This window comes from Bacteroides sp. L008, from assembly GCF_040812255.1.
In the GTDB taxonomy this organism is placed as follows: Bacteria; Bacteroidota; Bacteroidia; order Bacteroidales; family Bacteroidaceae; genus Bacteroides; species Bacteroides vicugnae.
Genome location: NZ_JBFNXO010000001.1, coordinates 1943382 through 1962743 on the forward strand (window position 1 = coordinate 1943382; position 19362 = coordinate 1962743).

Genomic DNA, 19362 nt, shown 5'->3' on the forward strand with positions numbered 1-19362 from the left:
AGATTAATAAAGGAAGAGGATTAATTATACCCCGGATTTTGAGTTAGGTTCGGATTACGATCCCTTTCTTCCTGTGGAATAGGCATCAGCAACATGTGTGCGGGAAATTTACCCGTAACAGTCGTTTGCTCTCCATCCACAATTTCCGACCACGTCAGACTTGACAGGGTGCTTTGAGCAATTCCATAACGTTTCAAATCAAAGAATCGCTCTCCTTCGTAAGCCAGTTCCAAGCGTCTTTCTTTCAAAAGGAGCCGGGTCAGTTCTTCTCTTGAACTGGCATTCAATTCCTGAAGTCCGACACGAGTACGAATCTTTTGCAGATTGGGTTCCGCTATTGCAGTTGCCGGACCGGACAAAGCATTGACTGCTTCTGCATGCAACAGAACAATATCAGCCAGACGGAAAATATAGATCAAGTCTCCGCAATCCCATCCTACCCGATTCTTTGCCCTGCACTTGTAAGGGAAAGGCAATGTACGGGTTTCCCATTGTCCATTCTTCAGTTGCGCATAATACTGGTCGAACCAAATATTATTAATGTCCTCAAAGATGACCGTAGAGTTTTTACGAACCTGATCTCCTTCGTCATCAAAAGCTTTCAGCAAACTTTGGGAAGGTGTCAGATATTTACGCCAATTCTGCTCTGTCATGGAAGGAGGCAATAGAAGAACAGGTACGTAATTATTTTCCGTACTGTTGGCAATATACTGTACAGCCAGAATCGTCTCACTATTATTACGATGTTCATCGTCAAACAGATGGTCATACGTATCCACCAATCGGTATACCGGCGAATTCATCACTGCTTCCGAATAGGTCTTCACCTTATCCCATTCTACATTGCCGGGTGCACCTTTCGTTGCATACACTTTTGCAAACAAAGCGTTAACCACCCCTTTACTGGCAAATCCCCTGGTTTCAGCTTCCGTAGCACGCTTGTCCGGTAAACGGGTCAACGCAAATTCCAAATCTTCAATGATACGTGCATAAACTTCCTCTTCCGAATCGGCACGAGGCACTTGCACATCAGCCGGAGCAGTGCTTCCCGTAGTAGTCACAACAGGCACACATCCCCAAGTCTTTACTAAATTAAAATAATGCAACGCCCGCAAGAAGGAAGCTTCTCCAAGCATTTCTTCACGTTTACTCACTCCGGTAAAAGCTTCTGCGTCCAATAACGGATCATTAATTTGAGGTATATATTTCAAAGCTACATTACAACGCATAATACTTCCGTAAAGTGACTTCCATGATTTCATAACAACCGCATTACGGGGAGTCAGGTCGCGCAAGAACACATTATTGATATCCACATCATCACCACCACTGTATGCATTATCCGCAAAACAGTCTGCAAGAATCATGTAATACCACATATAATATTCTTCATGCCCTTTCTGTATTCCGTCATAGCAACTGATAATCAGTGCTTCCGCATCTTTTATGGAAGTAAAAGCATTGGCTTCGGTCAGTTCTCCCTGTGGTGTTTCTGTCAGGAAACTATCACAGGAGGTCAGCCCTACATTGAGCAGCAAAGCTGCGGATATAAATATAGAATATATCTGTTTCATGTCTTTTTTAGATTTAATGAGTTGAACAATGCTCAAAATACAATAGTAGCTCCCAGAATATAAGTTCTCGCATGGGGGAAGACACCTTGGTCGATTCCCATAGCCGAAGAACTGCCCCCACCGATATTCACTTCAGGATCATAACCTCTGTAATTGGTAAAAGTCACCAGGTTATCTCCTGATATATAGACCGTCACTCTGTCCATCAACGCCTTCCGGGTCAACGAACGCGGCAAGGTATATGACAGTTTCACATTTTTCAGTTTAAAGTAAGATCCGTCTTCTACAAAACGGGAAGAAATAGCCGGATATTTATCTTTCTCCGCACGGGGAACAGTAGTGTAGTCTCCCGGATTACGCCAACGCATCAGGACACGGTCGGACTGGTTGCGGGAGTCGAACATTCCTTCGGTAAACATACGGGTGGCATTATAAATATCATTCCCGTATGAGCCCTGGAAGAAGAAAGACAGGTCAAAATTCTTATATGAAAAGACATTGTTGATGCCATACAGAAATTTCGGCTGTGCACAACCTAAGATCCGGCGGTCTTCATCTGCACTCAAATCTTCTTCATACACTAACATTCCGTTAGCCTTTTCGTACATCATACGTCCGTTTTGCGGGTTTACTCCTGCTGCCTGAAAACCATAAAAAGAACCTAAAGCCTGTCCTTTCTGAATGATAGACACATTTCCGGAGATTTTCTTATCAAGTGATCCGGTAAAGATAGCAGGACTTCCTGCCATATCTGTCACCTCATTCTTATTAGTAGAGATATTGAAATCTGTTGTCCATTTCAGCTCTCCGGTCAGGTTACGGGTAGTCAGTTGGAACTCCAGTCCTTTATTAACCACGCTACCTACATTCTGCATACCCGAATCAAATCCGGAAGTTTGAGGCAGTTTTACCATTAGTAACAAATCGGTTGTTTTCTTATAGTATGCATCGGCAGTCAGCGTTATTCTTCCATTAAGGAAAGAAAAGTCGAGTCCCACATTTGTCTGGGTAGTCCTCTCCCAACGTAGCTTATCATTACCTATCTGGCTCTGATAATATCCCGGTAGAATAACGCCATCCATATTATAATTCGCTCCTATTCCATAAATTCCATAGGAACTATAATAACCCACCTGGTCATTACCAACCTGTCCCCAGCCGACACGCAGTTTCAAATCACTCAACCAATCCAATGGTTTCATAAATTCCTCCCCAGTCAGTCTCCATCCCAAAGAGAAGGAAGGGAAATATCCCCAACGGTTGTTCACACCAAACTTGGAAGAACCGTCGGCACGGAAATTGACAGTGGCGAGGTACTTATTCTGGTAGTCATAGGTCACTCTCCCCAATACAGAAGCATTGGTAGATGCACCATAATCTTCACTTGGCTTGTTTAATACAGTTCCGGCGTTCATAGAATGTATTTTATTATCAGAGAATCCACGTATAGAACTGTTTGCCGATTCTCCCACATAACGGGAAGCTACAAACCCTGCCAAAGCTGAGAAACTGTGATCGCCTATCTTCTTGCTATAAGTCAGAATTTCTTCGTTGATCCATTTGTAATTTAACGAAGTGTTATAACTCGCTTGTCCCTGCTGGTTACGTCCCCAAGCTGAACTGAACGGGTCCAGAAATTCCTTGTACCGGGAAGCACCCATTTCGATACCCATACTTGTTTTTAACTTCAGATCCGGGGTAAAAGAAATCTCCGCATAGAGATTACCCAACAATTTATGATATACATAATCACGAGTATATGACTCTACCGCACTTAAAGGATTCTCCAAAGAAGACAGAAACGGTAGCGTAGGAAATGTTCCGTCCGCATTATATTTACCTACCACAGATGGAGTGGTGATGGCTTGCAGAATAACGGTCTCGGAATTTCCATCCGAAACATCGACATCATTGATCTTACTGTAACTTAGGTTCGTTCCGATCTTTACCCATTTTTTCAATTCCTGCTCCAGATTGATCTTAAAATTCATACGTTCAAACGAAGATGGTTTGACAATACCATCCTGTTTGATAAATCCGGCTGAAATGTAATAAAGGGATTTTTCATTTCCGCCGGAAATGGATAACTGATAATTCTGCATGGCCGCATTGCGAAACATTTCATCCTGCCAGTCGATATTGGCATTATACACGGATGTATCCATGGCCGGATATCCCAAATCGGAAAGTAAATCCTGATATTCATCTTTATTCAAGACATCTATTCTCTTGGCACGTTCCGAAAAGCCATAGTAGGCATTCAACTCAATTTGCGCTTCACCTTTCCGGCCTCTTTTGGTGGTAATCAGTACTACCCCATTCGCACCTGCATTTCCGTAGATTGCAGCAGAAGAAGCGTCTTTCAATACCGTAATACTTTCTATTTCGGAAGGGTTGATCGTTTTTGTGTCACTGGTCGGCACTCCATCCACCACATACAAAGGTTCGTTTCCTGCATTGATAGACGTAGCTCCCCGGACACGGATAGAGAAACCTTCATTCGGCTTTCCCGAAGGGGTGATAACCTGTACTCCCGGAGAACGTCCGGCAAGTGCCGAACCGAAATCATTCACGGGAATATTTTCTATATCTTTTGCCAGAACAGTAGATACAGCTCCCGTTATATCTTTCTTCTTCTGTACGCTATAGCCTACTACAACTACCTCATCCAGTTTCTTCACATCTTCCTCTAAAGTTACATTCAGCATCCGGTTGTCTCCGATTCTTTTCTCCTGGGACAGATAACCGAGAAAAGAGTATTGAAGTACTTGATTAGGATGATCGATTTTGATTTCGTACTTACCATCCATATTGGTCACCACTCCATTATTACTTCCTTTCACCATCACACTGACACCTATCATCGGTTCGCCGGAACTATCCGTAACTTGTCCTGTCACGTTTCTGGCAGTAGCCGCCTGTGTAGATTCTGCGTCTTTCTGCCTGACATTCTTGGAGATACGGACAGTCTTGTTATTGATATCGAAAGAGACATCCTGCCCCCGGAACAGGTTATTCAGTACATCTTCGATCTTTTGTTGTTTGGCGTCTATTGAAACTTTTCTTTTTGTATCAATATCCGGTGTTCGAAGAACAAACGTGTAGTTGTATCGCTTATTGATTGTTTCCAACGCCTCACCAATTGTCTTATTTTTGAGACTAAGCGTGATAAGTTCTCCATTATTCTGCGCCAATACCGGATTCGTCCAGATAAATAGCGCCAATAGAATTGGTAAAAGATTGCTAAATAGCTCTCTAAAATGAGCCGGTTTTTCATGATATTTCATACCTTTGGCAATGATCTAAGTTAATAATTAATTTTGTTAACTGATTTCCAAAACGGGAAAGTGTCGCAACCACTTTCTCGTTTATTTTTTTATTTGTTTATCCATCCATTCCGCACATGTATTTTAAGGTTAATAACTGGGTTGTCTATCTCGTCTTTCTTGAAATTTCAATAATATCCTGATCTCGCTTGATACATAATTCATTGTCTATATTCAATGCTTCGAGCATCTCATCCAAAGAAAGTCCCTGGGCAAATGTGACAAAGAAAATTTCTTTGAGTAGCGCTTTATCCCTTATCACAATCTGAACATTGAACAGACGTTGAAGTTCCGTTATAATCTCTTGCAGTGTCTTGTCTCTGAATGTATACTGTCCGTTTCGCCAGGATTGATACCCATCGACGTCAAACTTTTCAAGTTTAACTTGTTTTTTATCCAGTATGGCTTTCTCACCCGGAACAAGGAAAATATCATGCTGATTTAAATCTCCTTTTACCAACAAAGAAATACTTCCTTCAAGCAGTGTGGCTTCCGTGCCTTTATCTTCCGTATAAGAACGTACATTAAATCTTGTTCCATGTACTTTGATGCTTAAATCTTTTGTATCTACAATAAAAGGACGTTCCGGATCTTTTGTCACTTCCAGAAAGGTTTCTCCGCTAACAAATATCTGGCGAACTTGGGTAAACCGTTCGGGATAGATAATATGTGTACCGGAATTCAGCCAGACTTTACTCTGGTCGGGCAAAACAACTTCTTTCTTTTGCCCATATTCGGCATAGACTTCTATCCAGTTGACTTGTGATTCCTTATTATCCAGATATAGATAAAGAGTAGCTCCCAATAAAGGAATAAACAGAATAGCTGCAACACGTATCAGATAATGTATTGTTCTCGTGAATGTACTCTTTTGAGGAGACGGAGCTACTCCGCCAATAGCTTCACAGACCTTCACAAAGGCAGAAGAGGTCATTTCCCGGTCACAGGCTACTTGAGACGATTCTTTCCAAATTTCTTGCAATTCCTGATCGAATTCCGGTTTAGACTCATTCTCTATGAACCATCGTCCAAATGCACTTGAAGTGATATCCTTCTTCAAGTTATAGAAATAGTCTTTCAATATTCCGGGAGGTAAGAGTTTCATTTTTCTTCGTATTATCTGGTTATATCTGATATACGGAAGCTATGAAAAGTACACCCAATGCTTTTTCGACTTTAACATTTATAAACCATTAATTGAAGGATAGAGGTGTAACAGAAAGTAGTATGGCAGAGCGGAAAAATTAAAATCAGAGTGAAAGAATAAACAAAGCAGCAATCCAATAAAGAAACCCTCCCAGTTTTTCACGAAGTATGTGCAATGCTATATTCAGATGGCGTTCTACCGTGCGTTTGGATATTCCTAGTTCAGAGGCTATCTCATCATTAGACAATCCTTGCAAACGACTCATTACAAATACTGCACGACGCTGCGGCGGCATATTATCCACCTCTTTCATTACCAGTTCTTTAATATGAGACAGATCATAAACACTTTCTATCATTTCATCTGTATGATCGCTATCCTTCAGATAAGAGATGCTTTCCAAGGGTTCTGAAATGACTAAAGAACGGAAATAATCTGTTATCTCATTCTTTGTGATGGAATACAAATAGTTGTTAAACTTCCGCTCGCAATCAATCAGTTCTCTTTTTGTCCAGACCTTGATAAATACATTTTGGGCTATATCGTCGGCAACAAAAGAATCTTTCACTATCCCCAATGTGAAAAAACGCACTTGAGAATAGTAACGATCGAAAAGAAGTTTAAAAGCATTTATATCTCCGGAAATCATTCGAGAGATAATATGACTCTCATTTTTCATAAACAGTTAGTGCAATATTGCAGATTTTATTGTCTCATACTTCCCAACATTTCCATCCCTTATTAGCACAAATGTACACCACATATGTCCGCACATTATAATTGGGAAACTTTTTCTTAGTGTCTTCACCGTATCTTTTCACCTGTTCCACGTGCTCGGGAAGAGGCTCGGAAAGTGCAAGCATCTTTTCAGCTTCCTTCATACGATAGTATTTAAATTCGACCACACGATCATCCATATAGTAATCCGTACCGGGAATACCGGTCATTTCAAAGTCTGATCGGCCTGCTGAATTATTCTGTTCGATGGCAAAGGTATAACAACTACTTAAATAACGCGATACCAGTTCGTAGAAAGAACACCGGATAAAGTTTTCATTGATCTTATCAAAAACTTGTGCTGGAAATTGTCCCAAATATTGTTCGAAATAATTCTGAACGAGTGGTTCCAGGCTTCGATTGGAATCATAGTGCCGATACACAGGGACATAACGTTGTGCATTACCTTCTATTTTGTTCAGTTGATTATAGTAGTCCATGTATACACTACGCATCGTCATATTGGGCAATGTTGTCACAAATTTATCCCTCAACGTTGTCATTCCCAAATAAAACAAACTAATGGGATAAAACTCTTTATCAAAAAACTTTTTCTTATTAAACTTACTGGCAAGATCAGCCACATTATAAGGCAGTTCATCGTCAATTACCAATGCATCCAACATCGCTTTCGCATTATCCAGCGAAAGAGTCAACCGACGAATCCAATGAATGTCAGTACGTAGATTTTCATCTACCAACTCGTCCGGAATACTGCCGGCATTGGCTGCAAATTTCTTGAAGAAGTAAGTAAGGATAGTGGCATTGAATAACCGATCTCCATTGGGACGGAAACGGTAGCCATCGTAGTTGCTTACAATTAGTTGCCAGATTTCGTCAAAACGCTCCTGTCCCGTAGAGTATTTATCCAGTACATAACGTAGATATGTTTCTGTTTCTTCGTATGTAAACCCAAGCATATTCAGGAAATTAGGCTCAAGAGTCAATATCTCTGCAATATTATATCCACTGGTCAAATCATCCATAGTGACGGGCAGCACACCTGTACAAAAACAAGTACGGATACTCCCCTCACCAATACCTTTTTTAATTACTTTAAAAAAAGTACGCAGAAAGCTGTCATTAGTAGTAACTTCTTCATAGAGTGGGTCATTATAGGCAGTAAGTAATTGATTGGTGAAATTATCATATTCATCAATCAAAATATAAACTTTAGGCAGTTCGTGAGAGCGGGCGTAGGTAAGCACTTCTTCCAGCATTTTAGATGCATCGCCACGATTGCTAAATTCAAAATCACCAAACAAATCACGATTATGTGCTACCATTACTTCTACCGGACCGCAATTCAGGTCATTAAAATTCTGTGCCAGCCCTTGAATATGGTCTGACATTACCATTGCGGAGAAGTCATAACGGATTATCATATAACGGTTATGTTCTTTTGTCGGATGGTTACCAATCCACGTGTCACCAAACAGTTCTTCAAACCGATGCGCTTTCGTACGGTCATAATAGCAAGCTAGAGTAGAGACTAACAAACTCTTCCCAAAGCGACGGGGACGCAGAAATACAGGAGCCTTATAATCTTCAAGCTTAGTTATATATTGGGTCTTATCTACGTAATAGAAACCACGTTCACGCATTTCTATGAAATCTGCTACTGCATAAGGAATTGTTATTCTTGCCATAATCCTACTGTTTTTTCTATAGACAAACAAAGGTACAAAATTGTTAGCAATAACAAGAAGAAATCTTTGAATTGATTATTATTGCTCTTGTTGCCAGACATAAAACACGGTTCTTCCAGCTCCACGTTTACGAAGAATCCCTTTCTCAATGAAAGTATTCAAATCATCTATTGCTTTCAGCCGGGAAAGTCCGGTCAGGCTACTATATTCCAATCGGGTAATACCACCATTTTTCTTTAGAAATTCCTGTAAAAGCTGCTGGCGTTGCTCCATAGAAAATTCCACTTTTTGAGAAGAGTGTCTGGATTTATCCACACGTTCCAACTCTATCTCACGTTTAATCTTCCTTTTGAACTCTTTGGAAGTGCGCAAATGCACGTTATCAAAACAGATTGATTCGGCACGAATCTCCCGTTTAGTCATTACTTTATGCGTACATTTCAAAGAGATGCTGAAATGCCCGAGTTCGCCAAGTTCTACGATATATCCCTCCGCTAACGTTTCGGCAAGTTCATCCAATACAACTCCTACTACCGCATCTATCACGTTATAGTTAAAAGTCTGGGAAGAACGAGATACACGTTCCAGGAATTCTTTTTTCGAGTAAGTTCCATTTGGAACGATACGGGCATGCAAAGGCTTTTGTTCTCCGGTACTATCAGGATCCGGTGTTTCATACAAATCATATTGAGCACTCATAAGTATATCTTTTTATTAGTTCATACATTTATTACTTTCACTGCGTATATTTAATCGTCTGTTCATTGAACTTTAATCTTCAGTTCATATAAAAATAATCGTCTGACAGCTGCAGGGCAGACGCATTAAAAATCATTATCCTGTAAAAGTTTTGATAAATATTTTTCATCCCACCCAGCTTTTAGCCTTTTTAGATTCATACTTCCTTTAGTTGTTTTATCCTTCTTCAGGATAGTAAGTGCCATTTTTGTTGCTGCGGAAAAGTTTCTGGCTGCATTTTTGACCTTTTTACTATAGTCTTCTCGAAAGGTAACATCCAGTTGCCAATGCAGATTATTTTCAATAGACCAATGCTGTCTGATGGCAGAGGAAATTTCGTCCGGTTTGGTATTATCCATTGAAGTTACATAGTATCTTACCTCTTGTGTATATTCTCCTGTTGCCACTATTGTTCTTTCCGATTTTATCCCAACAACAGACTTCAGTCCCACAAGTTTCTTTTTAAACATTTTTTCCATTATAGGTCCATAACTAACTACAGTACAAGTTCTTGTCTCTATCCTTCCATGTCCGGTATTTTGAGACACATGCCTGGTGACTCTATTGATTATTTCGTCTTTATCCTGATAATCTTCAATGATCTGTTTGGTCAGTTGATAGTTTTTCTTCTTGTTATCCTTTATAGCTATAATATAATTTGCGTCACGCTCAATGATGGTCCGTGTTATATCTGTCTGGCAGCCCATCGCGTCAATTGTGACAATGCAATCATTGAGATCCAAAGAGTTTAGTAACAATGGAATAGCGGTAATTTCATTACTTTTATCATCCACCTTCACTTGTCCTAAAGAAATTCCATTGGCAGCGGACCATGCGGAAACCATCCATAATTTGAATCCTTCCTTTCCCGTCGTATGTTCTCCGTCACATTTACTTGGACCACGCATAAGTTTGCCATCTATAGCTATAACCCCTTTCACCTCCTGACAGACTTGTTTGACCCAATTACGGAAGATCAACTCAAAATATTCGGGCTTTATGATGCTAAAGAATCTATTAAAAGTATCATGGCTGGGTATGAACTCCAGATTAGGTATGCGACTTTTGAAAAAAGCAATTTTGGCATTGCCAAATTCCTCAATCTCATTCCAGGATTGGGCACCACAAATTACAGCAGCAATGGATATATAGACGATGGTTTCCATTTTATGGACTTTTTTACGGTTCATTCTAGGATCTTCTATTTGTTTACAAAGGTCAATTATCCCTATTTTCATGTTAGTTTATGTTTTATAATATCTTATAAAGATAAGGAAAATAGTCGAAATAAGAAAGAATTAATAAGTTAATAATCAATTATATAAATAGAATGAAAACAGGAGTGGGATAGTAAAAAATATAATGCGTCTGCCCTGCTGACAGCTGTATCTTTTTCGTCTGACAGTTGTCAGACGGAAAGATAACAGTTGTCAGACGAAAGTTCAACAGCTGTCAGACGATTAATCTATCGCATGCAAAGGTATAACTTTATGCGATACGACCTTTAAATCTTAGGAGGAAAAAGACAATTCCTCCCAAGAATTTAATCACCTAACAGTAATTTAGTCACAGCGGCAGTATTCAATGCCCATTCACGAGTATATATCTCGTCCGCTTCCGGAATATCAACTAACTTCACCCCCTGTGCCTGCGCTTTAACTGCCAACAGTTCACCGACAGTTGTTTTCGCTTCCAGTTTATCCAGATACTTTTCGATGGTCTGTGTATCCAAAGAAAGAATCGTCTGTCCACCAAAAGGTATTTCTAGCCAAACGATTTCCCGTTCTTTCACTTTCAGAACTCCGAAAACGAGTCCTTTCTGCAAACTTTGGGAAATACGTACCTGATGTTGCACGCAAGAAGGATCGTAAGCTACTCCTGTTCTTTCCGATATCTTCATTGGATAGGCAGAGTTCATCCAACCTACCACCAGATTAGGAGAGATAGTCCCGTTGCTATATGCATTGCAAGTGAAAGCGACATATTCTGCACCTACACGGTTCAGTTCATTCAAATCCAGCTCGATATATTCGGCAGTACCTTTCTTATTAGGAATACTTCGGATATCCCCGCTATGTTTAGCGCCAATAGCTTGCAAGTTGAAGAAGGAACAAACTTCTGTTGTAGAAGGCAAAGTGATATGACAACTTAAGTCCATATCAAGATGCTGTGCCGGAAGTCCTTTTCCCCACTGCATAAACAATCGCACTTTATCTCCCTCTACCGGGAAACGCGTTCCCTGCAAAGCACAGGAAGTATCCTGAATTGTTTCGCTACGATCGCCGATAGCCAACGGAATATGGAACAACATAGGGTCAATATACATACTTTTGTTTTCACTTCCGACAGTTACACCGGCGAAACGGGCAGCTACGACTTCCTTACACAAATCCTGTACATCCTTCACCATCGCTTTTAGCTGATCCTCCATATACAGACCCACCAAATAGTGTGGTTCTATCAAAAGAGCATTCCCCCCTAAAGGTTTCACCATTCTCTTACGTCCCGGTTCAAAGTAGCTCTCCGCATACATACCCAAGGTAACGACCAAACGTGCCGGCAACAAATGAACCACTTCTTTAAATGCAGCCAACGTCTCTTCCGCTCCGAACCAAAGCATATTCGCAAATAAAGAACGTGCAAACATACCCGGTCGCTGCTTTAACAAAGCAAATGTCTGTTCCGCATCCGCTTTCAAACGGTTGCGCTCCACTTCTCCCTGCCAAACGGTATATGCCTGACGGTAGAATATATCCATCAATTCCTTTAAATTCCCGAATTCCGGCTTACGGGCATATTCCGCCAAACGCAACGCACGTATCATACGTACCCACATCTCTCTTTTCGGATGCATGATTTCGCAAGCCTTCTCCGGAGCCATTGTCAGGTTGTTCAACCAAAGAGCTACCATTTTACATTCACGACGCGTATATTTCAACTTCAACTCCTCACGCTTCGCTTGGGCTGCCGAACGACTTTTATCCAAAACTCCACATATATGTGTGTTGTTTCTACCTGTTTTACGGATAATAGTCTTAGGCTCTATGATTTGCAGGAATCCGGTTTTCTTATACCACAGATAACGCAATATATCATTCGGAGTAGAGAAATAGATTTGCGCTTCCTGCGCTCTATCCTGCTCCACCAATGTATCTATCACCAACATCAATGTCTCCTTCATTTTGATTCCGACTGCCGGCAACGGAAGTTCGCCAAGCATTATTTTCAAGCTATCTGCTTGTGTGGCATCAAGAGCTGTACGCGATTCAAGCAAGTCACAGAAAAAAGCATTCAGCTCCTTGTCCTGCCAAAGTTCCAGCACTTTCAGTTTACTTCCCTGTCCGAAGTATTCCGTAGTAGCCGTTTGGAACGGAGTTCCGCAGAACGGACAACCATTGTATCGTTCCATAGGGAATGTATTATCAGGGATCACGTGTCCGCAAGGTAGTTTAACGCCTTTGGGGGTATTAAACAGGTTAGCGATCCATGTAACCAGATGATCCAAACGCGTTTCTCCGGTAGGTACATCCCACCCTTTCACCAATGGAGCCCAGTTTAGCGTCACACCCAATGCTTCTTTCATCACCTGAAGAATCATCATCTGTTGAGCCGGATATAACTGATTAACAGCATGCAGCAGTTCTTCGGACAAGCTATATCCTACTTTACGGAGTTGGGCTACCAATGCAATGGTAGTCGAAGTCAACTCTTCCTGCTTTTTCTCTCCTTCTATCAAAGGCAAATAGATTGCATTCTGCCTGATAGACACTTTCAACAAATCTTTATTCATAACTTTGTTTTTTTAAGTAAGGTAATCGGAAGACTGTGAATCAATGGAGCATTCCTGCGGTTTTGAAGTAAGTCTTCCTTGACCTTAGTTGATAAAAAGAGGTAGAACAGGCCGGATTCGAACCAGCGTTATCCACCGTTAAGAAGTAAGCCCCGGTTGACCTCATTTCAGATAATCCCGAAGCTGCTGTCCTACCTCTATATATTTTTTTGTGGAGCAGGTCGGAGTCGAACCGACGACGGTCACGGGATAGGAGTAAATCTTAATTGACCTTTTTCATCAGGATAATCTCAAGATTAAAGATGATGCTCTACCCACTGAGCTACTGCCCCTTTGCGAAACAGGAAAACGGATAATCGTATGAGTGATTTCCATACCTTAAATGAGTTGTTGAAGTAACCCGTACTTGACCTGTTTTCTTGTTTCTTCGACAAAGATAGATGCAGTGGTGCGCAGCCTTTTTGCGCAGCTAAAACTTTTTTGCTCTTTTGAAGAAAAAAATAAATTCCAATACCTGCATCGTTTAAATAGAAATCAGCGATTTGCCTTACGATTCTTTACTTCTTCTACAAGTTTTGTAAAGGACTTCTCCTTTTTACGTTTCTCATGTTCGGAAGCAGAAAAGTGCCACGCTTCCCGGCGAAGTTTCAGATAGCTTGCATAAACTTTATAGTCTAATACACCGCTATTGACTGCTTCTAAAACAGCACAACCCGGTTCGTTGATATGCTTACAATCTTTGAAACGGCACGATTCTGCATAGTCAGAGATTTCAAGTACTTCGGCCAGTGAATCCGGATTGTCGATAACCAAGCCAAATTCACGCACACCCGGAGTATCGATTAAAACACCCGAATCATTCATCAATACCATTTCCCGACGGGTCGATGTATGCCGGCCTTTTCCTGTGGACAGGCTTATATCGGAGGTAAGTAACACAGATTTTTCACAGAGTGCATTTACCAGAGAACTTTTCCCGACACCCGAAGAACCGACAAATACAACAGTTTCTCCTTCTGATATGGATTCCCGCAGCCGGAGAATCGTTTGGGGTTGATGAATACTCGTAAAAAATACGGGTATCTGATTGGAGATATGCTTTATTTGTTCTTCAACACTCTGCCTGTCAAAATCTAAATCGGATTTATTAAGTACCAATACAGGCTTGATGTTTTCTTCCAATACCTGAACCATAAAACGTTCTACTCTGCGAACATTGAAATTATCGTCAAGGCTCTGCACAATAAATGCTTTATCGACGTAAGAAGCAATGGCCTGCTTATCGGCAACTGTACCGCTTTTCTTGCGATACAATGTCCGCTCACGAGGCAGCATATCGACAATAATCCCTTTATTCTCATCAAATGGTTGAAAAAGCACCCAATCACCCGTACAGGGTAATTCAGCATCAGATTTCCCACACATCATGTTTCCCGTGAGTTCACACTGAAACAATCCGTTTTCGGAAACGACCTCGTAGCAGGTACGGTGTACTATGGATATACGTCCATGAAGAAGAGTGCTGTAGAGTGATTCTTGTTTTAGTCGGCTTAGTTTATCATTCCAGCCATACCAGTTTAAATTAACGTCGAATTTGTGAATTGTTTGATTTTCGTTATTCATGATCTTAATGTATACAGCGCACACGTTACAAAGCACCACGATGCTTTTAGCACCCTTGTACGCAAGTTAAAAATTGAAATTATAAAGACATAAAGAGTACTCCCGAAAGGAATCATCCGAGAGCAAACGAAAGGACAATCTGTATCAGCAACACAGATTGTTTACTAAACCAAATCCGATTTATTATTTCTTGTCATGCGACAAAGATAGACTATTTTTATTTAATGGCAAAACGAGCCGTCATTTCATACCGTAGCTTGATAACCCGGTACTGCTCGGTAGCTGCCGCCCCCATGCTTACATTGCTCTGCGCCTCGAAAGGAAGATAACGGCTTATGTTATTATCGGCAGGCTCGATGATACGAATCACTTCACCCAACTGCTGCCCCATCGCTTCCACCAGATAAGATGCTTTCTCACGGGCAGCCTTCAGTGCTTCAATCTTACCCTGTTTCCGATACATTGGCAAATCCTTATGTTTGAGTTCTCCGATGCGCATGGACTCAATTCCCCACGTATTGACCGAACGAATAATAGAGTTAATCTGCTCAAAATCCGTAAGCCGGATATCCAATTGCTTACCTATCAGAAATTCCTTTCCTCTCTGGCGCCAATAATCTCCTATTTCCTGTGTGCGGATAGCATCATCCGTTATTCCTATTTTGCGCAAACTTTTACGCAAATCTTTCTCTATCATTGCCAATGGCACTTTCGTCCGGAAATCTTCTTCTTTTTTTGATTTACCGGTGTATTCTTCTTGCCAATACTCCTTAATCTGAATCAGAAAATGAATCTCATCCGGAACGACTTCTATTTCAGAAGAACCGGTCACTTCAACGTATCGTCCATCACTTTCCTGTGCATTCACAACGATACTCCAAGCAAACAAAATAAAAGCGAATAAACATACCTTTTTCATATCTTCAATCTTAATAGTACAACCTCTTTTACAGAATGCGAATGATCATTTCACAAAGCTATTAAAAAAAACTGTAAAACCGATTTTATCCCAAGAAATCAATCAGGCTTTTTCGATCTATCAAAATAGTATCGCCATTCTTTACCTTACACTTGGAAGATGTTTTGCCGGAAAGTAAAGAAATATACCCTTTTTCAAACAGCAGCTTCAAGCGGGTACTGGAAAGAGGAAGACATCTTTTTATCAACGAAGATAATTTAAGGTTCAAGTCGAAATCACATTTGACTCGGATACTTATGATCTCACTACTCATATTCAGGATATCTTCTAAAGAGACGGTATTTATCACTTCATATTCAACACTGTCATAATCTAATTGAAGATTATTCCTGCTTGCCACTCCGGCAGAAAAAGCATATTGCCAGGCAACTTCCCTGTCATTCATAGAAAAGCTGTGAAAGAGCTTCTTATCAATCAAGTCGGTTTTTGTTCGTGATAACAGAGTCATATTACAAGTGTTATCACATTTCACACATCTATAAATCAGCCAGACATCAATGTTTTTCTTCTGTGCATTCATCCTGAACTTATCACTGCAATAAAAGCGGTCACTATCACAGTGACTGCATTTCTTAATTAATAAGGGGCAATTCTTCACCCTTATTTCCCATGTAAATGTTGTTTCCATAACTATACAAAAGCGGTTATCTTTCTTTGTGAATCAATTATATTTCTCCGCAAAGTTGGAGATTAGCCATTTGTATAATTCACAAGATGTCACAAGACGCCCTGAAATTTATCTGTCAAGCTCATCCATCATCTTTATAATCTGTTCTTTCAACTTATCCAGAAATTGAGTCCTGCTTTTCTTTCTATTCCTGATTTCCAAGAATATACGATAAAAGTCACCTATCTCGATATTAAACAGTGTTTCGCAACAAAAAGCAATGTCTTTCAAACTCGTATTTCCATTATTAAAGCATTTACCTGCATACAAAGCGTAGATAAACTCAACCAAAGCCACTTTACTGTCCGTCCATTGCAACAGCTTACTGTCTACAATGAAAGTAAATTTAAGATGAAGTTTCTCTGTCAGTTGCTCTATTTCCTCCGATACATATTCTATCAAACGATTATTCGCCAGAATTTCTGCAACACTCGAATCATGCAAGGTGGTAAAAGAAGTATCTCTATCCAATAGATGACAATGTATATCAGAAAGAATATCATAATTCTCCCGAATAAAATAGTGGTTATCAAACTCTGTCCGACCGGCACGATAATATTCATAAAAGCTATTATTCGAAAATGTTTTTTGCAGGTTCTCCAATTCAATCTTCAGATATCTGCATTGGGAGGACAGAGATTTGCCGATACGATTCTTTTCAATCTGATACAAACGGACATAAAACATCAACAGACCGGAAATCTGCGGTTTCGATACTTTAAAGAAAAGAATCTCTTCTTCATCATTTCGAAACTGATATCCGGCAACTGCTGTTTTCAGCGAAGTCAGTGAAACCTGTAGGACACCAATGATCTGCCTGATTCTATCTAAAGGATCAACCGACTGTAGCTCGATCCTTTTTATTTCTTCTTCTATGTTCAGCTTACTATTTCTTACGAAATTTTCCATTCATTCTCAACGCATCCACCACTCCCATCTGATTACTATGAACCGGACTGAAAGCTTGAATAGCTAAATTGCATCAGTCTTGAAAAACGATGCAGTGAATAATAAAAATGATAAAATGAAAAACCTGTTCAAGTATAGAACTACTCAAACGAAAGAAATTAGCCTGTGGTTTATGAGGCTAATAGTAAGCTATAACAAATTTAAGAATTGTGCCCAAAATCATTGCTTTTAGAATTCAGATGCAAATATAATAGTTTTTTCAGGATGGCATGAAGTTTATATGAAATTTTGAAATAAGCTCACCAGAAGTATAGAAAAATAGTATCTTTGCCTTCGGCTTTTCACAGATACTGTGAGAAAGTGATTCTTTTAATCATATAAATTAAAAAGACTATGATCAGATTAAATGTTTTTGTTCGTGTAAACGAATCCAACCGCGAAGAAGCGATAAAAGCGGCAAAAGAACTGACTGCCTGTTCTTTAAAAGAAGAAGGATGCATTGCTTATGATACTTTCGAAAGCAGCACGCGTCCTGACGTTTTCATGATTTGCGAAACTTGGCAGAATGCCGAAGTATTGGCAGCACACGAAAAATCTCCTCATTTCGCTCAATATGTAGGTATCATTCAGAAATTGGCTGAAATGAAATTAGAGAAATTCGAATTCTAAATGAATTACGAAGGTGTGTCATAATGAATAATAAAACGCAGATTAACGCAAATTATCGCAGAAATAATTTTATAAGTCGTCGATTAATACATCAATACAATTGAAATAATCTGCGATAATCTGCGTTTTGACACACTCTCATTAAATCAATCCGGTATTCCTTATCTTTCCGAGTAAAATTAGTCGAGTTTCTTATGGATAAATGTTCCTTCAATCCAATAAGTTGCGTGATTCGATTCAAATTTCAACAAGACATAGCCGGGATCAGCGGGGCCACCGGGAAAATGATCGATAAACCAGTCCTGCCAAAGTTCCTGCTTCATCTTTTCGTCGGTTACAACTTCCACTTTCCCCGTTAACGCCACGCTGTCTCCTTTATCCTGAAAGCATAATCCTGCTTTCGGATTCGATAAGAAGTCTATTGTTTTTAGTGAATCTGCCCCGGTAGACATCCAGATAGTGGCAATTCCTTCTGCCAGGATTTTACTCATCGGTACAGGACGGGGATAACCTTCTTTATTCACAGAAGCAAGGGTAACTACTTCACATCTTTGCAACAATTCTGCTGCTTTCTCTTTCATTGTTTTTGTGGTCATAAACTGATTGGTTTTTATTAACCTTGCAAAGGTAACGGCATATCTTCACATTCTATTGTAAAAAAGCGACTTTTACCAATCTATCTCTGTGGCTCGATATAAGTAAGTGTGGTTTCTTGCGGAACTGTAAGGGAAAGAAAAGACGCAGGAGTATTGCCGGACATCGACTTAATCTCTTTTGAAAAATGCGCTAAATCATAATATCCTGCATCAACCGCCGTAGTCAACAGGTTGGCTGATGTCGTGGTTCTCAATAATTCCACAGCATTCTTAAATTTGACAATACGGCTGTATTCTTTAGGAGTAAATCCGGTATAATGCTTGAACTTCCTCTCAAAATGACGCTGACACAAACAGACGTCATCCATCAAGCTGCGAACTGAACGTTTTCCTCCGGAATGATTAATCATGTTCACTGCCATAGCGACGTGCGAATCAGCAGGCTGATAATGGCGCGCCAAATATGCCAGCAAATATTCCTCCACTACTCGTATTCGATCTGCCACATGCTTCTGCTCACCTAATTTTTCAATAAAAGTGTCATCAAAAACAGCCTTCATCTCATTAACACTGATTCTGCTATTCACAAACTCGTGCAAAGGCAGGTTTGTAAAGCAAGACAGACCACAAGGTAAAAAACGAACGCCAAACATATGAACGGATTCAGCATAAGTGACAAGTTCGGAGTACTTCGTCATGGGTCCTACGAAATAGGAACGATAAGGTTGCATAATCAGACTTCCTTCTTCAACAGCATTAGCCACCTCTCCCAGCGTAAATATAAAATCGGTACAACCATCCGGCAGAATATGGATGCGCATACCATATTCCGGATTGCCCTTAAATTCCCAATAGTTATCAATGTAGGGAACAAGTAAATGAGAAGGCTGATATTCTGTATACATGGATATATTTTAC

15 protein-coding genes are annotated in these 19362 nt (G+C 40.2%); 1 reads left to right on the forward strand and 14 read right to left on the reverse strand.

Annotated features, from left to right (window positions below; genetic code table 11):
- Nucleotides 1-20 precede the first annotated feature (20 nt).
- The 12 genes from AB3G73_RS07950 to AB3G73_RS08005 form a co-directional block, all read right to left on the reverse strand.
- Complete coding sequence (locus AB3G73_RS07950; protein ID WP_367744357.1) at nucleotides 21-1574, reverse strand: RagB/SusD family nutrient uptake outer membrane protein; 1554 nt, start codon at nucleotides 1572-1574, stop codon at nucleotides 21-23.
- Nucleotides 1575-1606: 32 nt separating this feature from the next.
- Complete coding sequence (locus AB3G73_RS07955) at nucleotides 1607-4861, reverse strand: TonB-dependent receptor (RefSeq protein WP_298044945.1); 3255 nt, start codon at nucleotides 4859-4861, stop codon at nucleotides 1607-1609.
- A gap of 145 nt (nucleotides 4862-5006) precedes the next feature.
- A complete protein-coding gene (locus tag AB3G73_RS07960; protein ID WP_148364916.1) occupies nucleotides 5007-6005 on the reverse strand; it encodes a FecR family protein in 999 nt (332 codons plus the stop codon).
- A 145-nt stretch (nucleotides 6006-6150) separates the two neighbouring features.
- Nucleotides 6151-6726 carry an RNA polymerase sigma-70 factor gene (locus tag AB3G73_RS07965; RefSeq protein ID WP_148364915.1) on the reverse strand — a complete coding sequence of 192 codons (576 nt, stop codon included), beginning with the start codon at nucleotides 6724-6726 and terminating at the stop codon, nucleotides 6151-6153.
- A gap of 34 nt (nucleotides 6727-6760) precedes the next feature.
- Nucleotides 6761-8473 carry an ATP-binding protein gene (locus AB3G73_RS07970; RefSeq protein WP_367744368.1) on the reverse strand — a complete coding sequence of 571 codons (1713 nt, stop codon included), beginning with the start codon at nucleotides 8471-8473 and terminating at the stop codon, nucleotides 6761-6763.
- 78 nt (nucleotides 8474-8551) lie between these two features.
- Entirely contained in the window at nucleotides 8552-9172 is a 621-nt protein-coding gene (locus AB3G73_RS07975; protein WP_148364913.1) for a DNA-binding protein, read from the reverse strand.
- A 125-nt stretch (nucleotides 9173-9297) separates the two neighbouring features.
- On the reverse strand, nucleotides 9298-10449 hold the full coding sequence (locus AB3G73_RS07980) for an ISAs1 family transposase (RefSeq protein ID WP_367744371.1): 1152 nt from the start codon (nucleotides 10447-10449) through the stop codon (nucleotides 9298-9300).
- Between the two features lie 305 nt (nucleotides 10450-10754).
- Nucleotides 10755-13001, reverse strand: a complete 2247-nt coding sequence (locus AB3G73_RS07985) for a hypothetical protein (RefSeq protein ID WP_367744375.1) — start codon at nucleotides 12999-13001, stop codon at nucleotides 10755-10757.
- Between the two features lie 534 nt (nucleotides 13002-13535).
- Nucleotides 13536-14624 carry a ribosome small subunit-dependent GTPase A gene (rsgA, locus tag AB3G73_RS07990; protein ID WP_367744379.1) on the reverse strand — a complete coding sequence of 363 codons (1089 nt, stop codon included), beginning with the start codon at nucleotides 14622-14624 and terminating at the stop codon, nucleotides 13536-13538.
- A 217-nt stretch (nucleotides 14625-14841) separates the two neighbouring features.
- Nucleotides 14842-15543 (reverse strand): SIMPL domain-containing protein, encoded by a 702-nt coding sequence (locus AB3G73_RS07995; protein ID WP_195649480.1) that lies wholly within the window; start codon nucleotides 15541-15543, stop codon nucleotides 14842-14844.
- A gap of 85 nt (nucleotides 15544-15628) precedes the next feature.
- Nucleotides 15629-16231: a DUF1062 domain-containing protein gene (locus AB3G73_RS08000; RefSeq protein ID WP_148364909.1), complete on the reverse strand. Its 603-nt coding sequence runs from the start codon at nucleotides 16229-16231 to the stop codon at nucleotides 15629-15631.
- 108 nt (nucleotides 16232-16339) lie between these two features.
- Nucleotides 16340-17179 carry an RteC domain-containing protein gene (locus AB3G73_RS08005; RefSeq protein ID WP_367744389.1) on the reverse strand — a complete coding sequence of 280 codons (840 nt, stop codon included), beginning with the start codon at nucleotides 17177-17179 and terminating at the stop codon, nucleotides 16340-16342.
- Between the two features lie 393 nt (nucleotides 17180-17572).
- Between AB3G73_RS08005 and AB3G73_RS08010 the strand changes: the two genes are divergently transcribed.
- Complete coding sequence (locus AB3G73_RS08010) at nucleotides 17573-17848, forward strand: putative quinol monooxygenase (RefSeq protein ID WP_004297114.1); 276 nt, start codon at nucleotides 17573-17575, stop codon at nucleotides 17846-17848.
- A 179-nt stretch (nucleotides 17849-18027) separates the two neighbouring features.
- On the opposite strand, the gene AB3G73_RS08015 is transcribed toward AB3G73_RS08010, so the two are convergent.
- Together AB3G73_RS08015 and AB3G73_RS08020 are read right to left on the reverse strand one after the other, a co-directional pair.
- Complete coding sequence (locus AB3G73_RS08015) at nucleotides 18028-18444, reverse strand: pyridoxamine 5'-phosphate oxidase family protein (protein WP_148364906.1); 417 nt, start codon at nucleotides 18442-18444, stop codon at nucleotides 18028-18030.
- 80 nt (nucleotides 18445-18524) lie between these two features.
- Entirely contained in the window at nucleotides 18525-19349 is an 825-nt protein-coding gene (locus AB3G73_RS08020; protein WP_148364905.1) for a helix-turn-helix domain-containing protein, read from the reverse strand.
- Nucleotides 19350-19362 lie beyond the last annotated feature (13 nt).

Coding starts and splice junctions, on each gene's coding strand:
- AB3G73_RS07950 (WP_367744357.1), bottom strand. CDS start 1,574: ATGAAACAGATATATTCTATATTTATATCCGCAGCTTTGCTGCTCAAT.
- AB3G73_RS07955 (WP_298044945.1), bottom strand. CDS start 4,861: ATGAAATATCATGAAAAACCGGCTCATTTTAGAGAGCTATTTAGCAAT.
- AB3G73_RS07960 (WP_148364916.1), bottom strand. CDS start 6,005: ATGAAACTCTTACCTCCCGGAATATTGAAAGACTATTTCTATAACTTG.
- AB3G73_RS07965 (WP_148364915.1), bottom strand. CDS start 6,726: ATGAAAAATGAGAGTCATATTATCTCTCGAATGATTTCCGGAGATATA.
- AB3G73_RS07970 (WP_367744368.1), bottom strand. CDS start 8,473: ATGGCAAGAATAACAATTCCTTATGCAGTAGCAGATTTCATAGAAATG.
- AB3G73_RS07975 (WP_148364913.1), bottom strand. CDS start 9,172: ATGAGTGCTCAATATGATTTGTATGAAACACCGGATCCTGATAGTACC.
- AB3G73_RS07980 (WP_367744371.1), bottom strand. CDS start 10,449: ATGAAAATAGGGATAATTGACCTTTGTAAACAAATAGAAGATCCTAGA.
- AB3G73_RS07985 (WP_367744375.1), bottom strand. CDS start 13,001: ATGAATAAAGATTTGTTGAAAGTGTCTATCAGGCAGAATGCAATCTAT.
- rsgA (WP_367744379.1), bottom strand. CDS start 14,624: ATGAATAACGAAAATCAAACAATTCACAAATTCGACGTTAATTTAAAC.
- AB3G73_RS07995 (WP_195649480.1), bottom strand. CDS start 15,543: ATGAAAAAGGTATGTTTATTCGCTTTTATTTTGTTTGCTTGGAGTATC.
- AB3G73_RS08000 (WP_148364909.1), bottom strand. CDS start 16,231: ATGGAAACAACATTTACATGGGAAATAAGGGTGAAGAATTGCCCCTTA.
- AB3G73_RS08005 (WP_367744389.1), bottom strand. CDS start 17,179: ATGGAAAATTTCGTAAGAAATAGTAAGCTGAACATAGAAGAAGAAATA.
- AB3G73_RS08010 (WP_004297114.1), top strand. CDS start 17,573: ATGATCAGATTAAATGTTTTTGTTCGTGTAAACGAATCCAACCGCGAA.
- AB3G73_RS08015 (WP_148364906.1), bottom strand. CDS start 18,444: ATGACCACAAAAACAATGAAAGAGAAAGCAGCAGAATTGTTGCAAAGA.
- AB3G73_RS08020 (WP_148364905.1), bottom strand. CDS start 19,349: ATGTATACAGAATATCAGCCTTCTCATTTACTTGTTCCCTACATTGAT.